This is a genomic window from Saccharothrix sp. NRRL B-16348 (assembly GCF_001280085.1).
In the GTDB taxonomy this organism is placed as follows: domain Bacteria; phylum Actinomycetota; class Actinomycetes; order Mycobacteriales; family Pseudonocardiaceae; genus Actinosynnema.
In genome coordinates this window covers 140628-163486 of sequence record NZ_LGED01000244.1, presented here as the reverse complement: position 1 = coordinate 163486, position 22859 = coordinate 140628, and the positions used below count along the sequence as shown (strand labels likewise).

The window sequence follows — 22859 nt, the reverse complement described above, 5'->3', positions numbered from 1 at the left end:
CCGATCGGCCGCATGCCAAACTGCCCGCACCCCCAGTGTGGGCGGGCAGTCCGGCGGCGGGGCGAAGCCTGGTTACAGGGGCAGTCCCGGCGCGCTCACCGTGGTCATGGTGCTCTCGCCGACGGCGACCGCGGCGTACGCGCCGACGGCCAGGGTCAGGCCGGCCAGCGCGCGGGCGCGGGCGCCTGCCTTGGCCTTGCGGGACAGCGCCATCTCCCCGGCGGGGTGATCGCCGTCCTGGTCTTCGCTCCAGGTGGTGACCTCGTCGCGGTTGGCGTCGTTCATCGGGTGTTCTCCTCGAGGGGGTGGATGTCGTGCGTTGATCCGAGCAGGAGCACCGATGGCACCTGCTCGGGGAAACCCAGGCGGAGCAAGCCGTACCCGATGCCGGACAGCCCGGTGAGCAGACCGGCCGACGGCACGCCACCGGGCGTGCCGCAGCGCGCTCCGTACTGGTCGAGCGCGCCGAGGACCAGTCCCGCGCGCCGGGTCTGCATGGCCGCGGCCAGACCGTGCCCGCGTTCCGCGAGGACGGTCAGGGCCTCGATCACGCCCAGCTCACCGTGGCACAGGCTCAGGTCTCGCAACGGTTCGTGCACCGCCAAGGCGTTCAGGCACCGGTCGAGGTGCAGGGTGTGCGCGTCGACCGGCTGGTCCGGGTGCGCGCAGTGCGCGAGCACCGCGCCGGAGAGCCCGGAGCACCAGCTGTGGTCCGCCTCGGTCACGTCGAGCAGGCGTTGCCGCAGCGCTTGGTCGGCCCGCAGGTTCGCGCGGCCGACCACACCGTAGCGCTGGTCGGCCGCGGCGCGCGCGTAGCGCAGCAACGCCCAGCCGACGCCCGCCCGGCCGCGGGCGAAACCGTCGCCGCCGGGAGTGGCCGTGAGCAGCCGGTCGGCGTAGGCGCGGGCCAGCGCCCCGGCGGCGGGCAGTCCGCTCTCCGCCCGCACCGCCAGCATCGCGGCCAGGCCGCCCGCCCACCCCTCGACCACGTTGGCCGGGTCCTCGCCGACCTGCTCGACGTCCGACGCGATCCGCACGGCGGCACGCAGCCAGTCGTCGATCTCGCGGTCGTCGAGCAGGTTCGCCAGCCGTGCCAAGGCGTAGGAGATGCCGCCCAGCCCGTGGAACGCCCCGCTGCCGACGGCCGCGGCCAGCTCGGCGTCCTCGGCGAACGCGGCCAGCAGGCCGGGGATCGGCCGCAGCGCGTCCCGCGCGTACTCGGTGTACCGGGCGGCCCCGGTGAGCTTGCCCAGCTGCGCCAGGAACAGCGCGACGCCGGTGTAGCCGTTGGACAGGCCCGCGCCCATCGGAGCGACCGCCCAGTGCCGGTCGTCGACCAGCTCCAAACCGACCCAGTTGACCCGGCCGTCGGCGGTCGTGGCGTGCGCCAGCACTTCGTCGGCGATGCCGCACGCGGCGACCAGCAGCCGTTGCGGATCGGGGATGCCCGCCTCCACCGGCGCGGCGACACCGCGGCCCGTGCGGTGGTCGACCGGGCGCGGCCTGCTCGCCAGCCCGGCGCTGATCAGCCACTGCTGGTCGTGCTTGTCCACCTCGTCCAGCGCGGCGACCTTGGCCGTGACGGCGTCCAGCGCGGACGACGGCAGCAGGTCCGGCAGCCGCTGCCCGGTCGAGGTCCACACGTCGCGGCTGCCCGGCCGGGTGGTGAACAGCGGCACGTCGCCCGCCCACAGGTCGCGCATCTCGTGCGGCACCAGGGCGCGCGCCACGTCGTCGTCGGCCGAGTCGTCCCACAGCAGGTCGAGGATGTCCTGGCGGGCCGACGCGCCGCGCACCGCGTCCGGGTGCGTCGACTCGTCCAGCAGCGTCACGTACAGCTGGGTCATCCGCGGCACGAACCGCACCGGCAGGTCGGCGAAGCCGCGCAGCAGCCCGTTCGGGCCGAGCAGTTCGGCGCGGTGGTCGTAGAGGGCGTCGTAGCCGATCCGGAACCCGGCCAGCAGCGCGCCCTGGTAGTCGGCGGGCTCGGCCTCGCGCCCGTTGACCACGGGCCGGTTGTGCGCGGGCGGCAGCGGCGCGGGCCTGCGCACCAGGCGCATCCGGTCGGTGCCGGGGTGCAGCCACGCCACGCCCTCGGTCGGTGGGCGGTCGGTGTGGCCGTCGAGGCCGCCTTGGCCACCGCCCATGCCGCCGACGTCCAGCGCGCCGTGCTCGCCCAGCAGCACGCGGGGCAGCACGGCGGTGCGGTGCACGGACCGGGCCAGCGCCCGGACCGCCGGGTCCGCCGGTGCGCCGACCGTGGGGTGGAACAACGTCTCCACGTCCACGAGCACCGGCTGGTCGGCCGCCGCGATCAGGTTCTCGTAGTGCATGTCCGTGCCGTCCACCGCGTACAGCAGCGCGATCAGCGCGCCGAGCCGCTGGTAGAACCGACCGACCTCGGTGACGTCCGCGCACGGGCGGTGCTCGACGAACTCCAGCCACCCGTGCCCGGGCCCGGCGAGGGCGCGCGGCAGCCGCAGGTCCAGGCCGGTGTGCCCGTCGAACCAGGTCACCAGGTCCGCGAACGCCTGGTGCAACGCCACGGTCCGCGGCTTGTAGACCACCCGGCGGCCGTCGGCGAAGGTCAGCACGGCCACCGAACGGCCCCGCGCGTGCGGGTCGCCCCGACCCGTCTCCACGTGCGCGAGCGGGCCGGGGTCGCGGCCGTCGAGCAGGGTCCGCACGATCTCCGGCCGGTCGGCGGCGAACCGGTCCAGCAGCTCGCCGTGCGCCTCGACCGCGTGCAGGCAGGCCTGGCCGAGCAGCCGGGCCAGCACCGGGTACCGGGCGAACAGCGCGGGCAGGTCGACGTGCCGGACGAAGTCGGCGAACCGCTCCCGCGGCGTGTCGCCGACCAGCCGCCCGCCGACCCGGTCGAGGTTCAGCTCCAGCACGAGCGTGCGTGCGGCGATCCGGGCCAGCCGCTTGCCCAGCGCGCGGGCGAAGTCGGCGTCCAGCCGCGGGTCGAGGGCGACGGCCGCGCGCACCAGGGGTCTCAGCGCGAACGCGAACGCCTCGGCCGGGTTGTCGGCTTCGGCTTCGCCTTCGTCGAGCGCGTCCGGGTTGTCGCCGGTGAAGTCTGCACGGGCCGCGGTCGTGGTGGCGCGTTCCACGAACGCGGCCCATGAGGGCCGTCCACGAGGGACGACCAGCTCTTGGGGGTTCCCGCGCACACCGCTGAGCCACCACGCTGCGGGCGGCCGGTCTACGGCGGAGGGGAACACGCCGCACAACGTGTCACGGGCGTGCCGCGGCGCACATGGGGGCACTGCCCCCAGATTTGCGGGTGTGGGCGCACGAGGCCGCACATGTGCGGAAACCGCCTCCGTCGCAGGTCACCAGCACACTGCGGGCAGGTGAACGGACGGTGTGGGGCTAGGTCGCGCAGTTCTCGGCCTGGCCCGCGGCGTCGCGGAACTCGTCCGGCAGCGAGACCACGGCCATCTTCTCCACGGCCTCGTTCATCACCGTGACGGCCTCGGTCATGTCCTGGATGACGGTGGAGAACACGTCGGTGGTCAGCTCCGCCGCCGAGTCGACCGTCGACTTGGCGGAGACGAACTTGTCCCGCGCCCTGGTCAGCGGCTCGCTGATGACCTCGACCGCGGTGTCGGCGGCGGGCGTCGGCGCCGGGGTCAGCTCGTCCAGGTCGTGCAGGACGACGTCGAGCACGTCGATCACGCGGCCGAGCGAGTCGCTGACCGACTTCTTCGCCTCGACCGGGTCGGTCTGCGTCTGGTCGAACGACACGCCGCCCGAGGCGATCATGTACTTCGCCACGCCGCAGAAGTTGTTCATCCAGCGCACGACCTCGGGCTCGGCCCCGGCGACCGACGACGTCGGGCCGGGCGTCGGCTGTCCCGTCACGGGCACCGCGCACCCGGTCAGGCCGACCAGCGCCACTGCCACCACCCACCGCTTCACAGGGGATTTGTACCCCGCCGCCACCCGATAGTGGGGTGGAACATGACAACCGGGGGAACCGTCGGCCACGATGGCCGCTCATGACCGTCTCACTCGATGTCTCCGGCGGGATCGCGGTCATCCGGATCGACGAGCCGTCGGACACCGTCCTGTCCGACGTGCGCGCGCTGCTGCCCGTGGTGGCCAGTGCCCGTGCCGTCGTGCTGCTGGTCGACCCCGGCCTGTGCGCCGCCGACACCGAGCGGCTGGTCCGGGGGTCGGTGGCGCAGCGGGAGGCGGTGGCGGCGTCGTTGCGCGGCGTGCGCGACGAGGTGGCGAACCTGCCCGTGCCGGTGGTCGCGGCGATCGGCGGCAGCCCGTCCGGCGAGGCGGCGGAGCTGGCCATGGCGTGCGACCTGCGGGTGCTGGCCGCCGACGGTGGTCTCGGGTGGGTGACGGGCGGTCGGGTGACCGGCGGTCGGGTGTTGGTGGCACGGCGCGTGACCGCCGACGAGGCGTTGCGCACCGGGCTGGTCGACCGGGTCGTGCCGCGGCGCTCCGTGTTGCGGGCGGCGGTGGAACTCGCAAACGAGTGCAAGTCAACGCAAGCGGAACGTAAGTCCTGCCGTATAGTTGCTCCATGACGCAACGGCGGTTGGCGGAAGTGGCCGCGAAGGTCGGCGTGAGCGAGGCGACGGTCAGCCGGGTGCTCAACGGCAAGCCGGGGGTGTCCGACGCGACGCGCTCGGCCGTGCTCACCGCGCTGGACGTGCTCGGGTACGAACGGCCGACGCAGCTGCGCGGCGAACGTGCCCGCCTGGTCGGGCTGGTGCTGCCGGAGCTGCAGAACCCGATCTTCCCCGCGTTCGCCGACGTGGTCGGCAACGCCCTCGCGCAGCGCGGCTTCACGCCGGTGCTGTGCACCCGCACGGCGGGCGGCGTGACCGAGGCGGACTACCTGGAGCTGCTGTTCGAGCAGCACGTGTCCGGGGTGGTGTTCGCCGGCGGGCAGTACGCGCAGGCGGACGCGTCGCACGAGCACTACCGGCAGATGACGCGGCGCAAGCTGCCCGCGGTGCTGGTGAACGCCGCCATCGACGACCTCGGCTTCCCGCGGGTGTCGTGCGACGACGCGGTGGCGGTCGAGCAGGCGTTCGGGCACCTGGTGGCGTTGGGGCACACGCGGATCGGGGCGGTGCTCGGGCCGTCGGACCACATGCCGTCGCGGCGCAAGCTGACCGCGCTGGTCTCGTGCGCGTCGGCGGCGGGGGTGGAGCTGTTCGAGGAGCACGCGATGTTCTCGCTGGAGGGCGGGCAGGCCGCCACCACGCGCCTGCTGCACCGCGGCGTCACCGCGATCGTGTGCGCCTCGGATCCGCTGGCGTTGGGCGCCGTGCGCGCCGTGCGTCGGCACGGGCTCAAGGTGCCGCACGACGTGTCGGTGGTCGGCTACGACGACTCGCCGCTCATGACGTGCACCGAGCCGCCGCTGACCACGGTCCGCCAGCCGATCGAGGCCATGGGCCGCGCCGCCGTCGAACTCCTGGCGAACCAGATCGCCGGCACCCCGGTCCCCGACGAGGAACTCCTCTTCGAACCGGAACTGGTCGTCCGCTCCTCCACCGCCCCCGCCCCCCGCTGACCAGCGTGTCGAACCTTCAGGTCGCGCGTGTCCCACGTTCGCGTCGCGCGTGTCCTACGTTCAGAACACGCGAGTTGAACGTTCAGAACAAGATCGACTGTTCTGAGCGTTGAACTCGGGGTACGCGAACGTAGGACACGCGCGTTCTGAACGTAGGACACGCGGGACCTGAAGGTTCGACACGCGCGTGCTCGCCGTCTGCCCCCCGTGGGCAGGCGGTTTTTTTGTGAGAGGAGGGCGCGGGGTGCTTACGAGTTGATGTCGGGAAGTTGCGAGTTTTCGTAGACATCTTGCGGGACGGTGTGCGGGAGATTTAGCGTATGCGCCACACCACACCCGAGGAGGGTCCGCCCCCATGAACTCATCCAGCCTCCGCAGAGCGGCGGGGTTGCTGCTGGCAGGCAGCCTGAGCCTCACCGCCGTCGCGTGCTCGCAAGCCGACGAGACCGGCGCCGCCGGCGGCAAGGTCACGATCTCGGTCAACGGCCAGCCGCCGCAGACCCAGCCGTTCGACCGCAAGGTCTTCGACGAGGACGTCGCCGAGTTCGAGGCCGCCAACCCGGACATCGACATCGAGCCGCACGAGGGGTTCATGGACCCCAAGACGTTCTCCGCGAAGCTCGCCGGCGGCCAGCTCGAGGACGTCTTCTACGCCTACTTCACCGACCCGGCGAACCTCATCGCCCGCAAGCAGGCCGCGGACATCACCGACTACGTCAAGGACGTCCCGCACTACGACGCCCTCCGCCAAGAGTTGCGTGACGTCTTCAGCAAGGACGGCAAGGTCTACGGCGTCCCGACCGCCAACTACTCGATGGGCCTGCTCTACAACCGCGCGCTGTTCACCCAGGCGGGCCTGAACCCCGACCAGCCGCCGAAGACGTGGGACGAGGTCCGCGAGGCCGCCAAGAAGATCACCGCGCTCGGCGACGGCAAGGTCGGCTTCGCCGAGTACAGCAAGAACAACCAGGGCGGCTGGCACTTCACCGCGTGGCTGTACTCCGTCGGCGGCCAGGTCGCCCGCCAGGACGGTGACAAGTGGGTCGCCGACTTCAACAACGACCAGGGCCGCGAGGTACTCCAGCACCTCAAGGACATGCGCTGGACCGACAACACGATGGGCGAGAAGCAGCTGCTCGTCATCGAGGACGTCCAGCAGATGATGGGCGCCGGCCAGCTCGGCATGTACCTGGCCGCGCCGGACAACGTGCCGACCCTGGTCAACCAGTTCAAGGGCGACTACGCCAACTACGGCCTGACCGGCATCCCGGACGGCGAGGGCACGCTCATCGGCGGCGAGGGCTACATGCTCAACCCGAAGGCGGCGCCGGAGAAGATCAAGGCCGGCCTGAAGTGGATCCAGTGGAAGTACCTCAACCCGGACCGGTTCGAGAAGAACCTCCAGCGGTACAAGGAGCAGGGCCAGCCCATCGGCCTGCCCGTGCCGCCGGTCGCCGACGTCTGGACCGGTGACATCGCCGCCGAGCAGACCCGGCTCAAGGAGAGCCTGGCCACGGTGCCGGTGGCGAACTTCAAGTCCTACGTGGACGCCACGCCGAAGGGGCGGATCGAGCCGCCGAACGCCCAGCAGGTGTACGCGATCCTCGACAACGTCATGCAGGCCGTGCTCACCGACCGCGACGCGGACGTCAGCAAGCTCCTGTCCGACGCGGAAGCCAAGGTGAACCCCGTCCTGGCCCAGGTCAAGTGATGCGCCGCCGCGTCGCGGAGAACCTGACCGCGTACGGGTTCCTGTCCGCCGCGCTGGTCTGCTTCGCGGTGTTCTCCTGGTACCCCATCGCGCGTGGGGCGGTGCTCGGCTTCCAGCAGGTCGACTTCGTCACCGAGCCCGCGTGGGTCGGCTGGGAGAACTTCGAACGCCTCTTCGCCGACCCCCTGTTCGCCACGGCGTGGCGCAACACCCTGCTGTTCACCGCGCTGGCGCTGGTGTTCGGCTTCGTGGTGCCGTTCCTGCTCGCGGTCGTGCTCAACGAGCTGCGGCACTTCAAGGCGTACTTCCGGCTCATCGTGTACTTGCCCGTGATGCTGCCGCCGGTGGTGGCGGCGCTGATCTGGAAGTGGCTGTACGACCCCGGTCCGGGCCTGCTCAACTCCGCGTTGCGCGGGCTCGGGCTGCCGGGGGCGGCCTGGCTGGACAGCGCCGACACCTCGATGCTGTCGCTGGTGATCGTGGCGACCTGGGCGAACCTGGGCACCGCCACGCTGATCTACCTGGCCGCGTTGCAGAGCATCCCCGGCGACCTGTACGAGGCGGCCGAGCTGGACGGCGCGAACGTGTTGCGCAGGCTGTGGCACGTCACGGTGCCGCAGACCCGGTTCGTGCTGCTGGTGCTGCTGCTGCTCCAGGTCGTGGCGACGATGCAGGTGTTCACCGAGCCGTACGTGATGACCGGCGGCGGACCGGAGGACTCCACGGTCACCGTGCTGCTCCTGCTGTACCGGTACGCCTTCTACTACAACGACTTCGGCACCGCGAGTGCCCTGAGCCTGTTGCTGCTGCTGGTGCTCGGCGCGTTCACCGCGCTGTACCTGCGGGTGACGCGGAAGGCGGACGCGTGAGGACGCTGATCGCGCCGGGACGCGCCGGTGTCGGCTACAAGATCGCGCTCGTGATCACGACCGTCGTCCTCACCGCGGTCTTCGTGGTGCCGCTGGTGTGGGTCGTGCTCTCGGCCATGAAACCGGCCGTGGAGCTGGCCCGCGTGCCGCCGACGGTCCTGCCGCGGACGTGGACGCCCGGCACGTACGCCGAGGCGTGGGAGCTGATGGACCTCGGCCGGTACTTCCTCAACACGATCGTCGTCGCGGTGGGGGTGTGGGCGGTGCAGCTCGCGGTCGACGTGCCCGCGGCGTACGCGCTGTCGCGGCTCAAACCCGTGCTGGGCAAGGGGATCCTCGGCATGATGCTGCTGACCCTGATGATGCCCGCCGCGGTGCTGCTCGTGCCGACCTACCTGACGATCGCCGACCTCGGGCTGCTCAACAACCCGTTGGCGCTGTGGCTGCTCGGCGCGGCCAACGCGTTCACGGTGTTCCTGCTCAAGCGGTTCTTCGACCAGTTGCCCGCGGAGGTGCTGGAGGCGGCGCGGATCGACGGCGCCGGCCAGCTCACGATGCTGTGGCGGATCGTGCTGCCGCTGTCCCGGCCGATCCTGGCGGTGGTGTCCATCTTCGCGGTCGTGGCCGCGTGGAAGGACTTCATCTGGCCGCTGCTGGTGTTCTCCGACCCGGCGCGGCAGACGCTCAGCGTCGCGTTGCAGCGCTTCGCCCCCGACACACCGGTCAACCTGCTGCTGGCCGGACTCGTGCTGTCCAGCGTGCCGATGATCGGCCTGTTCCTGGTGTTCCAGCGGCACGTCCTGGCGGGACTCACCGCCGGCAGCGTGAAGGGCTGACGCCATTACCGAGGGAGGATCCACATGAACTGGTGGCGCGGTGCGGCCATCTACCAGGTGTACCCGCGCAGCTTCGCCGACGGCAACGGCGACGGGATCGGGGATCTGGCGGGGTTGCGCCAGAAGCTCCCGTACCTCGCCGAGTTGGGTGTGGACGCGATCTGGCTCAGCCCCTGGTACCCGTCGCCGTTGGCCGACGGCGGCTACGACGTCGCCGACTACCGCGACATCGAGCCGGTGTTCGGCACGCTGGTCGAGGCGGAGAAGCTGATCGGCGAGGCGCACGCGGTCGGCTTGCGGGTGATCATCGACATCGTGCCCAACCACTGCTCCGACCAGCACCCGTGGTTCCAGGAGGCGTTGCGGGGCAAGGGGCGTGACCGGTTCTGGTTCCACGAGGGCGACGAGCCGCCGAACGACTGGCGGTCGCGGTTCGGCGGGCCGGCGTGGTCGCAGGCACCGGACGGCTCGTGGTACCTGCACCTGTACAGCCCGGAGCAGCCCGACCTGAACTGGACCAACCCGGAGGTGCGGGCCGAGTTCGAGTCGATCCTGCGGTTCTGGCTGGACCGGGGCGTCGACGGGTTCCGGATCGACGTCGCCGACGGCCTGGTCAAGGACTTCTCCCGGCCGGACGCCGAGCTGCCGTACTCCGACCAGGACGGCGTGCACGACATCTACCGCTCGTGGCGGGAGGTGCTGGACGAGTACCCGGACGAGCGGGTGTTCGTCGGCGAGATGTGGTTGCCCGACCCGGAGCGGTTCGCCCGCTACCTGCGTGCCGACGAGCTGCACTCGGCGTTCAACTTCGACTTCCTGTGCTGCCCGTGGGAGCCCGGCGAGCTGCGGCGGGTCATCGACGGCACGTTGGCCGCGCACGCGCCGGTGGGTGCGCCGCCGACCTGGGTGCTGTCCAACCACGACGTGACGCGGCACGTGTCGCGGATGGGTCGGGAGGACACGTCGTTCGACTTCGGCCGGCGGCAGCACCTGACGCCGACGGACCTGGAGCTGGGCACGAAGCGCGCGCGTGCGGCGATCATGCTGACCACCGCGCTGCCCGGCTGCGTCTACGTCTACCAGGGGGAGGAGCTGGGGCTGGAGGAGGTGGACGACCTGCCCGACGAGCTGCGCGAGGACCCGGTGTGGGTGCGTTCCGGCCACACGGACCGCGGCCGTGACGGGTGCCGGGTGCCGATCCCGTGGGGTGACGACGGTCCGTCGTGGCTGCCGCGGCCGGAGCGTTGGCGGTCATTGTCGGTGGCCGCGCAGCACGGTGTGCCCGACTCGATGCTCGCGCACTACCGCGCCGTGCTGGCGTTGCGGCGGTCGGAGCGGGCGTTGGGCGACGGGCCGATGGAGTGGCTGGACCTCGGGCCGGGCGTGGTCGCGTTCCGCCGCGGCGACGACTTCGCCTGCGTGCTCAACCTGTCCGCCGAACCGGTCGCGCTGCCCGCGCACGACGCCGTGCTGCTGGCCAGCGGGCCTCTCGTGGACGGCGCCGTGCCGCCGGACACCGCGGCCTGGATCAGGACCGCTCGCTGACCCGACCGGTCCGAGCCACCAGGTTGCACTCCAGCAGGCCGAGCACCCTCAGGGTCTCGGCCTGCTGGTCCTCGTCCATGTCGCCGAGCGTGGCCTCCTCCAACTCGCGCCACATGCGCTCGACCTCGTGCCGCAGCGCCTGGCTGGCGGCGGTCGGCTCGACGAGCACGGCGCGGCCGTCGGTCGGGTCGGGGGAGCGGCGCACGAAGCCCGCGCGTTCCAGCCGCTGCACGGTCCGGGTCATCGTCGGCGAGTCCGCGTCCAGCACCGCGCTCAGCTCGGTCAGCCGCCGCGGGCCGCAGTCCCAGAGGTACATCATCACCAACTCCTGGCCCGGATGCAGACCTGCCTGCCTGAGCAGCTGATTCGCGCGCAGGCGGTGCAGCCGGGCCACGCGGAAGATGGCGTGGCTGACCCGCCCGTGCTCGGCGACCTGTGGAACCGGCACTGACGTGGGATTTTGTCCTGTCGTGGCCATGCTTCGAGTTTAACCGCCGTGCGGGGTGACGGTCGTCACGTTGGCTTTCGGGAATCTTCCGAACTCGGATTACTGTTCGGACAGGTAAAGACGGCAACCTGGAGGAAGACATGAGCACCGCGTTCCAGCCGCTCGACCTCGGCGGCACCGAGCTGGCCAACCGGATCGTGATGTCGCCGATGACCCGCAGCCGCGCGTACGACACGGTGCCGACGCCGGTGATGGCCGAGTACTACGCCCAGCGGGCCGGTGCCGGGTTGATCATCACCGAGGGCATCCAGCCGTCCGCGGTCGGCCAGGGCTACCCGCACACGCCGGGGCTGCACTCCGACGAGCAGGTCGAGGGCTGGCGCGGCGTCACGGACGCGGTGCACGCGGCGGGCGGGCGGATCTTCGCGCAGCTCATGCACGCCGGTCGGATCGGCCACCCGAGCCTGCTGCCCGGCGACCTGCACCCCGTCGGCGCGTCCCCGGTGCGTGCGGCGGGGCAGCTGTACACGGGCGAGGGGATGACCGACCTCGTCACCCCGGTCGAGCTGAGCCCGGCCGAGATCGAGGCCACCGTCGCCGACTTCGCCACCGCCGCGCGCAACGCGATCGACGCCGGGTTCGACGGGATCGAGCTGCACGGCGCCAACGGCTACCTGCTGCACCAGTTCCTGGCCGACAACACCAACCTGCGTGACGACGAGTGGGGCGGCTCGGTGGAGAACCGCATCCGGTTCGTGGTCGAGGTCGTCCGGGCCACGTCCGAGGCGATCGGCGCCCACCGCGTCGGCCTGAGGATCTCCCCGGCCAACTCGTACAACGACATCGCCGAGGAGACGACCGAGGAGCTGTACCCGGCCCTGGTCGACGCGATCGACCCGCTCGGCCTGGCGTACCTGCACATCGGCGAGATGGGTGAGCGGGCGCTGACGTTGGAGCTGCGCAAGCGGTTCTCCGGCGTGCTGATCCTCAACCCGCACACGCCGGACGGCGTGACCGGCCCGGACCACCTGCCGCTGCTGGACGACGGCGTCGCGGACGCGTTGAGCTTCGGCGCGATGTTCCTGGCCAACCCGGACCTGCCCGTCCGCTTGGCGAACGGCGGCCCGTTCAACGCGCCGGACCAGTCGACGTTCTTCGGCGGGGCGGAGCAGGGCTACATCGACTACCCGGCGCTGACCAGCGTGAACGCCTGACCGCCGTCCTGAGCGTTGAATTCACGCGTTCTGAACGTAGGACACGCGCGGTGTGAAGGTAGGACTCTCGCGCGTGTCCTACGTTCGGAACGGGCGTGTCGAACGGTCAGGTAGCGCGAGTTCAACGCTCAGGACGAGGCGAGGCCCCCGAGTTGCGCAAAACTCGGGGGCCTCGTGGCGTTGAGCGGGGTGTGAACGGGCAGAAAGTCGGGCCCGTTCGGGCACAGATCCACCCGATCGTGTGTGTTCGGTCAGGCAAACCGGTCGAGACTCGGGCATCCTTCACCCGGCTGTGGCGCTGGCCACACCAATTCGACGGTGTTACACCTAATGCGCGGCCCGAACGGGCAGCGACGGTCCGAGCGGGCAGGGAGGCGACGTGCGTGCGGACGAGCGCAAGCGCCGCATCCTGGCCCGTGCCCGGGCGGACGGCCGGGTCGACGTGGCCGAGATCGCGGCCGAGCTGGAGGTCGCGCAGGAGACCGTGCGGCGCGACCTGCGCCTGCTGGACGAGCACGGCCTGGTCCGCCGCACGCACGGCGGCGCGTTCCCGGTCGAGAGCGCCGGGTACGAGACCGGGCTGAAGTTCCGGTCCGCGTCGATGGTGCCGGAGAAGCGGCGCATCGCCCGGGCCGCCGCGGACCGGCTCGGTGACGCCGAGACGGTGTTCATCGACGAGGGCTACACACCCCAGCTGGTCGCCGAGGCCCTGCCCACCGGCAGGCCGTTGACGGTGATCACCGCGTCCCTGCCCACCGCCGCCGTGCTGTCGGAAGTGCCGTCCGCGACCGTGCTGCTGCTCGGCGGACGGGTGCGCGGCCGGACGCTGGCGACCGTCGACCACTGGGCCACGCGGATGCTCGCGGAGATGGTGATCGACCTCGCCTACATCGGGGCGAACGGCATCTCCCGCGAGCACGGCCTCACCACGCCGGACCCGGCGGTGGGCGCGGTCAAGGCGCAGGCCCTGGCCTCGGCCCGCAGGCGGATCTTCGTCGGCGTGCACACGAAGTTCGGCGTGTCGAGCTTCCACCGGTTCGGCGGCATCGCCGACCTGGAGGCGGTCGTCACCGACTCCGTGCTGCCCGCGGGCGAGGCGCACCGCTACGCCCTGCTCGGACCGAAGGTCGTCCGGGCCTGACCCCAACCCCACGCAGCGGCCCCGCAGCACCAGGGGCCTGGTTCCGCTCGCCCTAAGGAAGGCAAGACGATGAAGTCATTGCGGTATGGCGGCCTGCTGGCCGCGGTGCTCCTGGCCACGACCGCGTGCGCCGGCGCGGGCGGCGGGGGCGGCGGCGCCGAGAACTCGATCAACGTCCTGATGGTGAACAACCCGCAGCTGCAGGACCTGCAGAAGCTCACCGCGGACAACTTCACCAAGGACACCGGCATCACGGTCAACTTCACCGTGCTGCCCGAGAACGACGTCCGCGACAAGATCAGCCAGGACTTCTCCAGCCAGGCGGGCCAGTACGACGTGGCCACGATCAGCAACTACGAGACGCCGATCTACGCCAAGAACGGCTGGCTCACCCCGCTGGACGACTACGTCGCCAAGGACACCGGCTTCGACCAGGACGACGTCCTCGAACCGATCCGCCAGTCACTGACCGCCGCCGACGGCAAGGTGTACGCCCAGCCGTTCTACGGCGAGTCGTCGTTCCTCATGTACCGCAAGGACGTGCTGGACGCCAAGGGCCTGACCATGCCCGAGAAGCCCACGTGGCAGCAGGTCGCCGAGATCGCCGCCCAGGTCGACGGCGCGCAGCCCGGCATGAAGGGCATCTGCCTGCGCGGCCAGCCCGGCTGGGGCCAGCTGATGGCGCCGTTGACCACGGTGGTCAACACGTTCGGCGGCACGTGGTTCACGAAGGACTGGCAGGCACAGCTGAACGCGCCGGAGTTCAAGGAGGCCACGAAGTTCTATGTGGACCTGGTCCGCGCGCACGGCGAGGCGGGCGCGCCGCAGGCCGGGTTCGCCGAGTGCCTGAACAACATGACCCAGGGCAAGGTCGCCATGTGGTACGACGCCACGGTCGCCGCCGGGCTGCTGGAGGCCGACGACTCGCCGGTGAAGGGCAAGCTGGGCTTCGCCCAGGCGCCGGTCGTGAAGACGGAGAGTTCGGCCTGGCTGTACACGTGGGCGTTCGGCATCCAGAAGGCGAGCAAGAACGCCGACAACGCGTGGAAGTTCGTGTCGTGGGCGTCCGGCAAGGGCTACGAGGAGCTGGTCGGCAAGACGCTCGGCTGGTCGAAGCTGCCCGACGGCAAGCGGAAGTCGACCTACCAGCGGCCCGAGTACCTGGCCGCGGGCGGTTCGTTCGCCAAGCAGGCGGAGGCGGCCATCGCGGGCGCCAAGCCCACCGACCCCGGCGTGCAGCCCCGGCCCGCGAGCGGCATCCAGTTCGTCGGCATCCCGGAGTTCACCGACCTCGGCACGCAGGTGTCGCAGAAGGTGAGTGCGGCCATCGCGGGCTCCACCACGGTGGACGCCGCGCTGGACGAGAGCCAGGCACTGGCCGAGACCGTCGCCGAGAAGTACCGGGGGAAGTGATGGCGAACCCGACCCCCATCGGGAGGACCCGGTGACCGCCGTGCGCGAGGCCCCGACGCAGGCCGAACCCACGCCACCGGCGCGGACGGGGCAGTTGGCGGCGGCGGCGCGCTGGGCCCGGCGCGCCCCGCTCCTGCCCGCCCTGATCTTCACGATCGTGGTCACGCAGCTGCCGTTCGTCGCCACGCTGGTGATCTCGCTGATGCGGTGGAACTCGCTGGACCCGGCCGACCGCGGGTTTGCCGGCTTGGACAACTACGCCGCCGTGTTCACCGACCCGGACCTGCGCAGCGCCATCGGCGTCACGGCCCTGCTCACCGCGACCGTGGTGCTCGTCAGCCTGGTCCTCGGGCTGGGGCTGGCCCTGCTGCTCGACCGGAAGTTCGCCGGCCGCGGTGTCGTGCGCACGATGCTCATCGCGCCGTTCCTGGTGGTGCCGGTCGCCGCCGCGCTGCTGTGGAAGCACGCGCTCTACAACCCCGAGTACGGCCTGCTCAACGGTGTGCTGACGTGGTTGTTCGGCGACGACGCGCCGCAGCCGGAGTGGATCAGCGGGATGCCGCTGCTCGCGGTGGAGGCGTCGCTGGTGTGGCAGTGGACGCCGTTCATGATGCTGATCCTGTTGGCGGGCCTGCAGAGCCGCCCGCAGGACGCGGTGGAGGCCGCGCGCATCGACGGCGCCACGGCGTGGCAGGTGTTCCGCTACCTCACGCTGCCGCACCTGCGGCAGTACCTGGAGCTGGGCGCGCTGCTCGGCTCGATCTACGTCGTGCAGAACTTCGACGCCGTCTTCACCATCACGTCCGGCGGCCTCGGCACGGCCAACCTGCCGTACACGATCTACCAGACGTTCTACCAGGCGCACGACTACGGCCAGGCGTCCGCCGCGGGCGTGGTGGTGGTCGTCGGCTCGATCGTCATCGCCACGTTCGCGTTGCGCGTGGTGTCGTCGTTGCTGCGTGAAGAGGTGAGGGCATGAGGCGGTTGCTCGGCCTGGCCGCGTGGGCGGCGGGCCTGCTGTTCTTCGCGCCGGTGGCCTGGATGGTGCTCACCTCCCTGCACAGCGAGTCGGACGCGGCGACCAACCCGCCGTCCCTGGCCGCGCCGATCACGTTCGACAGCTACGCCGAGTTCTTCGACTCGGACCCGTGGCCGCCGCTGATCAACTCGCTGAGCGCGTCGATCGGCTCGACGGTGCTGGTGCTGCTGCTGGCGATCCCGGCGGCGTACGCGCTCTCGATCAAGAAGGTCGAGAAGTGGTCGGACGTGCTGTTCTTCTTCCTGTCCACCAAGATGCTGCCCGTCGTGGCCGGTCTGCTGCCGATCTACCTGGTCGCCCAGTACACCGGGATGCTCGACAACATCTCGTTCCTGGTCGTGCTCTACACGTCGATGAACCTGCCGATCGCGGTGTGGCTGATGCGGTCGTTCCTGGCCGAGGTGCCGGGCGAGATCCTGGAGGCCGCCGCGCTCGACGGCGCGGGCCTGGTCACCACGCTGCGCCGGGTCGTCGCGCCGGTCGCCATGCCCGGCATCGCCGCGACCTCGTTGATCTGCTTCATCTTCAGCTGGAACGAGCTGCTGTTCGCCCGGGTGCTGACCGGCGTGGTCGCGGGCACCGCGCCGGTCTACCTCACCGGGTTCGTCACCAGCCAGGGCCTGTTCCTGGCCAAGGTGTGCGCCGCCGCCGTGGTGGTGTCGCTGCCGGTGCTCGTCGCCGGGTTCGCCGCCCAGGACAAGCTGGTCCAGGGCCTCTCGCTGGGAGCCGTGAAGTGAAAGCAGCCGTGATCACCGGGGTCGGCGCGGTGGAGGTCGCCGAGGTGCCGGACCCGGCGCCCGGCCCGCGCCAGGTCGTCGTGGACGTCGCGGCGTGCGGGCTGTGCGGCACCGACCTGCACATCCTGCAGGGCGAGTTCGCGCCGACGCTGCCGGTCGTGCCGGGGCACGAGTTCGCGGGCGTGGTCGTCGAGCTCGGGGCGGACGTCACCGAGCTGGCGGTCGGCGACCGGGTCGCGGTGGACCCCTCGCTGTACTGCCACGAGTGCCGCATGTGCCGGTCCGGGCGCAACAACCTGTGCGAGCGGTGGGCCGCGATCGGCGTCACGACCGGCGGCGGCGCGGCCGAGTACGCGCTGGCGCCCGTGGCGAACTGCGTGAAGCTGCCCGACCAGGTGCGCACCGAGGACGCCGCGCTGATCGAGCCGCTGTCGTGCGCGGTGCGCGGTTACGACGTGCTGCGCTCGCGGTTGGCGAGCCGGGTGCTGATCTACGGCTCGGGCACGATGGGCCTGATGATGCTGCAGCTCGGCAAGCTCACCGGCGCGTCGTCCATCGAGGTGGTCGACCTCAACCCGGACCGCCTGGCCACGGCCGAGCTGCTCGGCGTCACGGCCACCGCGACGTCGCCCGACGAGCTGGACCGGCCTCAGGGGTGGGACGTCGTCATCGACGCCACCGGCAACGAGAAGGCCATCCAGGACGGGCTGGGCCGGGTCGCGAAGGGCGGCACGTTCCTGCAGTTCGGCGTCTCCGACTACGCGGCGCGGGTGACCATCGACCCGTACCGCATCTACAACCAGGAGATCACGATCACCGGTTCGATGGCGGTGCTGCACTCGTTCGAACGCGCGGCCGACCTGTTCGCCACCGGCGTGCTCGACCCGGAGGTGTTCATCAGCGACCGCCTGCCGCTGGCGGACTACGCCTCGGCGCTGGGGCGGTTCCGGGCGGGGCAGGGCCGCAAGATCCAGGTGCTGCCGTAGCACGGCTCGGCCCCGGTCACGTGGTCGTGACCGGGGCCGAGGCGGTCGGTGCTAGTCGTTCGCCGCGCGCCGGCGCAGCACGATCAGCAGGGCCGCGCCACCGCCGAGCAGCACGACGCCGATGACCAGCGGGATCGCGATGCTCGCACCCGTGTCGGCCAGGCCGTCACCCGCGTCGGCCACCGGCACGACCGCGGGGGCCGTCGTCGTGGTCGTGGTGGTGGTCGGCGCCGGGGCGTCGGTGGTGTCCGAGGGCGGTCCGGTCGTGACGCCGGTCGTCGGCGTGGCGTCAGTCGTGGTGGTCGTGGTGGTGGTCGTCGTCGTAGTGGTGGTCGTGGTCGGCGGCACGACGCACGCCTTGACGGTCTTCGTCTCCTTGAAGGAGAACCGGGAGTCGTCGTAGGCGGTCACTTCGACGACGAACTCGCGCTCGACGTCGCCGCTGGTGGAGTACGAGCCCTCGAAGGACCGGCCGAAGTCCTTGTTCTCCAGCTCTTCCGTGCCATCAAGGACGACCTTGATGTGGTTGGTCTTCTGCGCAGTGCTCTCGGCGTAGGCCGCGAGCTTCACGCTGAGGCTGGTCTTGCCGTCCTCGCACTTCGCGACCAGTTCGGGGGTGTGCGCGGAGGCGGGGACGGCGGCGAAGACGGTCGCGGCGATGGCGGCGACTGCGGCGCCGACCAGGGCGCCGGCTCTGGCGAACTGCATGTGAGGGCTCCTGAGGGAAGGGCTGAGGAGAACCGCGCCACACTATCGGGGGGTTGGTAACAACACGATCCGGGGTTCGGTAACTACTTTGCGTGAAACCGTGACCTAGCGGCGGAGCCGTCGCCGGAGGACGAAGAGCACCACGACCCCGCCGCTGAGCAGCAGCACGCCGAGTACCAGCGGGACGGTCACGTTCGCGCCGGTGTCCGGCAGACCCCGGTCGTTCGCGGCGGGCACCACGGCCGCTTTCCGTTGCGTGGTGGGCCAGTCGAACGTCAACGGCGTGGTGGTGGTGGTCGTCGTGGTGGTGACGGTCGTGGTCGTTTCGATGGGAGTCGTAGTCGTGACCGGCGTGGTGGTGGTGACGGGGACCGTGGTGGTGGTGGTCGTCGTCGGCGGCGTCACGCACGCGGGCACGGTCAGCGTCCTGCTGAACGACCAGCCGCGCGCCCACCGCGGGTCGTCCCACGCGCGCACGGTGACGGTGAAGACGTGCTCGACGGTCCCGGGCTCGCTGTAGGACTTGTGGAACGACTCCCGGAACGGCCTGTCCTCGACCGCCCGCCCGTTGTCCGCGACGGTGACCGAATTGGACCGGCGGCCGTCGTACCGGGTGAGCCCGACGGTGAGCACGGCGTTGCCGTCGACGCACCCGGACTTGAGCGACGGGGTGTGCGCGGAGGCGGGGACGGCGGCCAGCAGGCCTGCGGCAGCGACGGCCGCCGCGACGCAGAGTGATGCCCGGACGGCCCGTGCGAACGGCATGGTGGCTCCTGTGAACGGCGGTGGCGCGGCGGGGAACGCACACCCCTATACGGACGCCGCGGGCCAAGTGTTCACATCGGAGCCTGGTCAATTCGGGTGACACCCGAAACGGCGACGACCCGCCGTGACGTCAGGCGTCGGCCTCGACGGCCCACCGCTCGGCGTCGGCCATCAGCCCGATCATCCCCGAGACCAGGCGGAGCTGGTCGACGTCGCGGATGTCGGCCTCCACCAACCTCGGCGAGCACACCACGACCGCCACGGCCTGCGCCCGTGACAGCGCGACGTTCAACCGGTTGCGGGACAACAGGAAGTCCAGCCCGCGCGGCAGGTCGACGGCCGCCGACGACGTCATCGTGGTGATCACCACGGGCGCCTCCTGGCCCTGGAACCGGTCCACGGTCCCGACCCGCACGTGCTCGTAGCCGTGCTTCTCCAACTCGCGCCGCACCAGGCGCACCTGCAGGTTGTACGGCGCCACCACCAGGATGTCCGAATCGTCCAGGGCGCGCGCGTCCGGCCCGTCCGTCCACAGGCGACCCATCAGCGACCGCACCACGCCCACCACCGCGTTCGCCTCCTCGATGGACGACGTGGTGTTGTGCGAGTGCGGCACCGAGTGCACGTACACGCCCGACGGCACGCCGTCGATCCCGCGCGCGGCGGCACTGGGGTGCGCGTGCAGCAGCCCGGCGTAGGACAGGTTCGACACCGGCGCGCACACGGCCGGGTGCATGCGCCGCGTCTGGTCCAGGAAGTAGCCCAGCTCCGGCGGGATCACGTCCGCGTCGCCGATCAGGTGCCCCAACGCCGACGCCTCCGCGCCCGCCGGGTGCGTGCCCTGCACGACCTGCGGCAACTGCTGCGGATCGCCCAGCAGCACCAGGTTCCGCGCGCACGTCGACACGGCCAGTGCGTCGGCCAGCGCGAACTGCCCGGCCTCGTCCACGATCAGCACGTCGAACGGCTGCTCGCGCAACGCCGTGTTGGCGAACGTCCACGCCGTGCCGCCGACCAGGTGCCCGCCGCCCTGGTCGTTGCGCCACCGCACCAGCGCGGGGTTGTCGCGGGGCTGCTCCCACGAGCAGTCCTTCGCGGGCGCGCCCTTCGCGCGCTTGGCCGTCGGGATCGGCACGCCCAGCTCGCGGCCCGCCGCCAAGGCCGCGCTCAGCACGTTCTCCACCGCCTTGTGGCTGGTCGACGTCACGCCGACGCTGCGACCGCCGCGGATCAGGTGCGCGATCAGCCGTCCCGCCAGGTACGTCTTGCCCGCGCCGGGCGGGCCCTGCACGGCGAGCGTGGAGCCGTCCAGCGCGTCCACCGCCGCGATCACGTCCGCGATCAGGTCGTCGCCCCGGGGCAGCGCACCCGTCCTCAGCCGCGGCGGCGTGCGGCGGATCAGGTCGATGCCGGGGTGCGGTGGCAGCGTCGGCAGTTCGTCGACGACCGCCCGCGCCAGGTCGTACACCGCCTCGTCCTTGGGCGTGGGTCGGACCGGGCTGCCGGGCAGCACCGCGATCGGCTGCTCACCGTGCACGTCGTCGGGCGCGACGCTCTCCAGCACGACCATGTCCTCGGCCGACTCGGCGAGCACCACGGCGTCACGGGTGACGTTCGCGGGCTTGCCCGGGTAGAGCAGGCGGACCTGGTCGCCCTTCGCGAACGGGTGCGGCCGGTCCGGGTCGCACCACACCCGCACCTCCCGCTTGGCCTTGCGGACCCGCCCCGACGGCATCGCCCAGTCCTGCGCCCGCACCGACACCGGCACCGCGCACGCGCTGTCGGACTCCAGCTCCGACAGCGGCGCCGCCATCTGGCGGAAGAAGTCCCACCACGCCGGGTTCGTCTCGCGCCGGTGGTAGCCGACGGCGGCGGCGAGCAGCGCCCGCGCGCGTTCGTCGTCGGTCGCGTCGGCCGGGTTGTCCGGCAGACCGGCCAGCAGCGGGTCGACCACGGCGGCGAGGCGTTCGGCGCGTTCGGCCCGGCGTTGGGCGGCGAGCTCGTCCTCGATCTCCTCGGTGAACGACGGCTCCGGCACGTGCGGCTCGATGCCCGCCTCCGCGCGCACCTCCAGCAGGAACCGGTAGAGCCGCAGCGTGGAGACGCAGTCGTAGGTGTTGTAGTCGGCGATGCCGGTGAGCACGTCCTCGGCCCGTGCCGGGTCGGCGTCTCGGAGCGCCAGGAACTCCTCGTACGCCTCGATGCTGGAGACGGCCGTGGTCACCTCGCCCGCGCGTGCGTCCGGCATGTAGAGCGGTTCCAGGTACTTGATCGAGTACGACCGCTGGGACACGCGCAGGGCCTTGCGCACGACGGCGTAGAGGTCGACCAGCGCGCCGGAGCGCAGCAGGTGGTCGACGGCGTCCTCACGCGTGCCGTGCAGGGCGGCGAGCTTCTTGAGCGCGTTCACCTCGTACGGCGCGTAGTGGTAGATGTGCGCTTCCGGGTGATCTTCCAGCGCTTTCGTGGCGTGGTCGACGAACCGCTCGAACGCGGCCTTCTCCTGCGGGCGGGTGTGCGCCCAGAACGGCGTGAAGCGCTCGTTGACGTCGACCACGCCGAACAGGTACTCCAGGCCCTCGCCGTTGAGGGCGAACGGGTCGCCCTCCATGTCGAAGAACAGGTCGCCGGTGCTGGGCACGGGCAGCGTGGCCAGGGCTTCCGGCGCGACGACCTCGAAGGCGACCTTGCCGATCGGGTTGTCCTCGGTGCGGGAGTGGTCCTGGATCACCTGGAGCGCGGCCTGGGCGCGCAGGCCGGTGAACGTGGTGGCGGACATCGTCGTGGGACGGTCGGTGCGGGTGGCGTTGGCGAGGGCGTCGATGGTGCCGAGGCCGGCGGCGACGAGCTTGCGGCGCTGGTCGGTGCGGATGCCGGCGACCAGCGACAGGTCGCGGTCGGCTTCCCGGCCGGTGGCGCAGTGCCTGCCGAACCGGCAGGTGGCGCACGCCGGGCGTTCGTCGTCCCAGAGGCGTTCGGGCAGGGAGGCCGGTGCGGCGAGGCGGGTGGTGAGGCGGGTCTGGAGGTCGCGGACCAGCGGGAGGAAGTCGGCGACCTGGAACGTCTTGGTGGTGCCGTCGCCGAGCAGGAGGTGCATGGCGGGGCCGGCGTGGTCGTTCAGCGCGTTGGCGTAGGCGGTGAGCTGGACGACGGCGGCCGGGGTGGCGTGCCGGGCGAGCTTGGCGTCGTGCGGCTCGTAGCCGCGGTCGGTGGCGACGAGGAAGTCGGCGCGGCCGTGGAAGCCGTCGGCGTAGAAGACGGCCTGGTAGATCACCGGCGCCCGGTCCGCGATCGCCCGTGCGGTCAGCTCGGCGGCCCGGGTGAGGGCCGCGTGCGTCGGCGCGGGTTGGGGGATCTCGACGACGTCGTGCTCGGCGCGGAACTTCGCCAGCACGGCCTGCTCGTGCGCGTGGCCGTGCCGGGTGGCGAGGGTGTTCGGCTGGGGGTCCGGCACGGGTGCGTCGGGCAGGCCGACGGCCAGTGCCAGCGAGAGCCGTGCGCGGTGGTCGCACTCCAACAGGTCCACCAGGTCCGCCGGGGAGTGCACGAGGTGGCCGTCGGCGGTGAGCATGGCGGGCAGTATCGCGGCCGGACCGGCCAACCCGGCGGACCGCGCACGGCGAGTCGCCGTACTGGGTCAACCGCCACTCGGCCCACGTCCCGCGTCCTGAGCGTTGAACTCACCCAACCTGAACGTAGGACTCTCGCGACCTGAGCGTAGGACTCGCGCGTTCTGAACGTAGGACACGCGCGTCCTGAACGTAGGACTCTCGCGCGTGTCGAACGCTCAGAACAGGCGTGTCGAACGTTCAGAGCGCGAGAGTCCTACGTTCGGAGGGTGAGAGTCCTACGTTCGGAGGGTGAGAGTCCTACGTTCGGGGAGGGTGAGTTCAACGTTC

19 protein-coding genes are annotated in these 22859 nt (G+C 71.4%); 12 read left to right on the top strand and 7 right to left on the bottom strand.

The window, feature by feature from the left end; translation table 11 throughout:
- Positions 1-72: 72 nt before the first annotated feature.
- From ADK67_RS39780 to ADK67_RS39770, 3 genes are all read right to left on the bottom strand, one after another.
- Complete coding sequence (locus tag ADK67_RS39780; protein ID WP_053721738.1) at positions 73-285, bottom strand: hypothetical protein; 213 nt, start codon at positions 283-285, stop codon at positions 73-75.
- Positions 282-3227, bottom strand: coding sequence for a type 2 lanthipeptide synthetase LanM family protein (locus ADK67_RS39775; protein WP_053721737.1), 2946 nt, complete (start codon positions 3225-3227; stop codon positions 282-284). Before ADK67_RS39775 ends, ADK67_RS39780 begins: the two co-directional genes overlap by 4 nt.
- Before the next feature lie 151 nt (positions 3228-3378).
- Positions 3379-3927, bottom strand: a complete 549-nt coding sequence (locus ADK67_RS39770) for a hypothetical protein (protein WP_157621394.1) — start codon at positions 3925-3927, stop codon at positions 3379-3381.
- 80 nt (positions 3928-4007) lie between these two features.
- Here ADK67_RS39770 and ADK67_RS39765 point away from each other — a divergent pair, with 80 nt between their 5' ends.
- The 6 genes from ADK67_RS39765 to ADK67_RS39740 all read left to right on the top strand — a co-directional run bounded on the left by ADK67_RS39765 (position 4008) and on the right by ADK67_RS39740 (position 10509).
- On the top strand, positions 4008-4550 hold the full coding sequence (locus tag ADK67_RS39765; protein ID WP_053721735.1) for an enoyl-CoA hydratase/isomerase family protein: 543 nt from the start codon (positions 4008-4010) through the stop codon (positions 4548-4550).
- Positions 4547-5548: a LacI family DNA-binding transcriptional regulator gene (locus ADK67_RS39760; RefSeq protein WP_053721734.1), complete on the top strand. Its 1002-nt coding sequence runs from the start codon at positions 4547-4549 to the stop codon at positions 5546-5548. Before ADK67_RS39765 ends, ADK67_RS39760 begins: the two co-directional genes overlap by 4 nt.
- 355 nt (positions 5549-5903) lie before the next feature.
- Positions 5904-7259, top strand: a complete 1356-nt coding sequence (locus ADK67_RS39755; RefSeq protein WP_053721733.1) for an ABC transporter substrate-binding protein — start codon at positions 5904-5906, stop codon at positions 7257-7259.
- Entirely contained in the window at positions 7259-8128 is an 870-nt protein-coding gene (locus ADK67_RS39750) for a carbohydrate ABC transporter permease (RefSeq protein WP_053721732.1), read from the top strand. Before ADK67_RS39755 ends, ADK67_RS39750 begins: the two co-directional genes overlap by 1 nt.
- Positions 8125-8964, top strand: a complete 840-nt coding sequence (locus tag ADK67_RS39745; RefSeq protein WP_053721731.1) for a carbohydrate ABC transporter permease — start codon at positions 8125-8127, stop codon at positions 8962-8964. The genes ADK67_RS39750 and ADK67_RS39745 overlap by 4 nt, the downstream gene beginning before the upstream one ends.
- 24 nt (positions 8965-8988) lie before the next feature.
- Positions 8989-10509 carry a glycoside hydrolase family 13 protein gene (locus ADK67_RS39740; protein WP_053721730.1) on the top strand — a complete coding sequence of 507 codons (1521 nt, stop codon included), beginning with the start codon at positions 8989-8991 and terminating at the stop codon, positions 10507-10509.
- Here ADK67_RS39740 and ADK67_RS39735 read toward each other — a convergent pair.
- Positions 10493-10957 (bottom strand): MarR family winged helix-turn-helix transcriptional regulator, encoded by a 465-nt coding sequence (locus ADK67_RS39735; protein WP_231648580.1) that lies wholly within the window; start codon positions 10955-10957, stop codon positions 10493-10495. The two genes, ADK67_RS39740 and ADK67_RS39735, sit on opposite strands and share 17 nt — an antisense overlap.
- Positions 10958-11097: 140 nt before the next feature.
- Between ADK67_RS39735 and ADK67_RS39730 the strand changes: the two genes are divergently transcribed.
- From ADK67_RS39730 to ADK67_RS39705, 6 genes are all read left to right on the top strand, one after another.
- Positions 11098-12171, top strand: coding sequence for an alkene reductase (locus ADK67_RS39730; RefSeq protein ID WP_053721728.1), 1074 nt, complete (start codon positions 11098-11100; stop codon positions 12169-12171).
- Between the two features lie 379 nt (positions 12172-12550).
- The gene (locus tag ADK67_RS39725) at positions 12551-13312 is read left to right on the top strand and encodes a DeoR/GlpR family DNA-binding transcription regulator (RefSeq protein ID WP_053721727.1); all 762 of its coding nucleotides are present in this window, start codon (positions 12551-12553) and stop codon (positions 13310-13312) included.
- Between the two features lie 69 nt (positions 13313-13381).
- Positions 13382-14725, top strand: a complete 1344-nt coding sequence (locus ADK67_RS39720; RefSeq protein ID WP_053721726.1) for an ABC transporter substrate-binding protein — start codon at positions 13382-13384, stop codon at positions 14723-14725.
- Between the two features lie 31 nt (positions 14726-14756).
- Entirely contained in the window at positions 14757-15704 is a 948-nt protein-coding gene (locus tag ADK67_RS39715; protein ID WP_082404502.1) for a carbohydrate ABC transporter permease, read from the top strand.
- Positions 15701-16501, top strand: coding sequence for a carbohydrate ABC transporter permease (locus ADK67_RS39710; RefSeq protein ID WP_053721725.1), 801 nt, complete (start codon positions 15701-15703; stop codon positions 16499-16501). The genes ADK67_RS39715 and ADK67_RS39710 overlap by 4 nt, the downstream gene beginning before the upstream one ends.
- Positions 16498-17487 carry a zinc-dependent alcohol dehydrogenase family protein gene (locus ADK67_RS39705; RefSeq protein ID WP_053721724.1) on the top strand — a complete coding sequence of 330 codons (990 nt, stop codon included), beginning with the start codon at positions 16498-16500 and terminating at the stop codon, positions 17485-17487. Before ADK67_RS39710 ends, ADK67_RS39705 begins: the two co-directional genes overlap by 4 nt.
- A 51-nt stretch (positions 17488-17538) precedes the next feature.
- Here the strand turns inward: ADK67_RS39705 and ADK67_RS39700 are convergent, their stop codons facing one another.
- The 3 genes from ADK67_RS39700 to ADK67_RS39690 all read right to left on the bottom strand — a co-directional run bounded on the left by ADK67_RS39700 (position 17539) and on the right by ADK67_RS39690 (position 22531).
- Entirely contained in the window at positions 17539-18195 is a 657-nt protein-coding gene (locus ADK67_RS39700) for a hypothetical protein (protein ID WP_053721723.1), read from the bottom strand.
- A gap of 105 nt (positions 18196-18300) precedes the next feature.
- Positions 18301-18960, bottom strand: a complete 660-nt coding sequence (locus tag ADK67_RS51680) for an LPXTG cell wall anchor domain-containing protein (RefSeq protein ID WP_053721722.1) — start codon at positions 18958-18960, stop codon at positions 18301-18303.
- Between the two features lie 130 nt (positions 18961-19090).
- Positions 19091-22531, bottom strand: a complete 3441-nt coding sequence (locus tag ADK67_RS39690; protein WP_157621392.1) for a TM0106 family RecB-like putative nuclease — start codon at positions 22529-22531, stop codon at positions 19091-19093.
- Positions 22532-22859 lie beyond the last annotated feature (328 nt).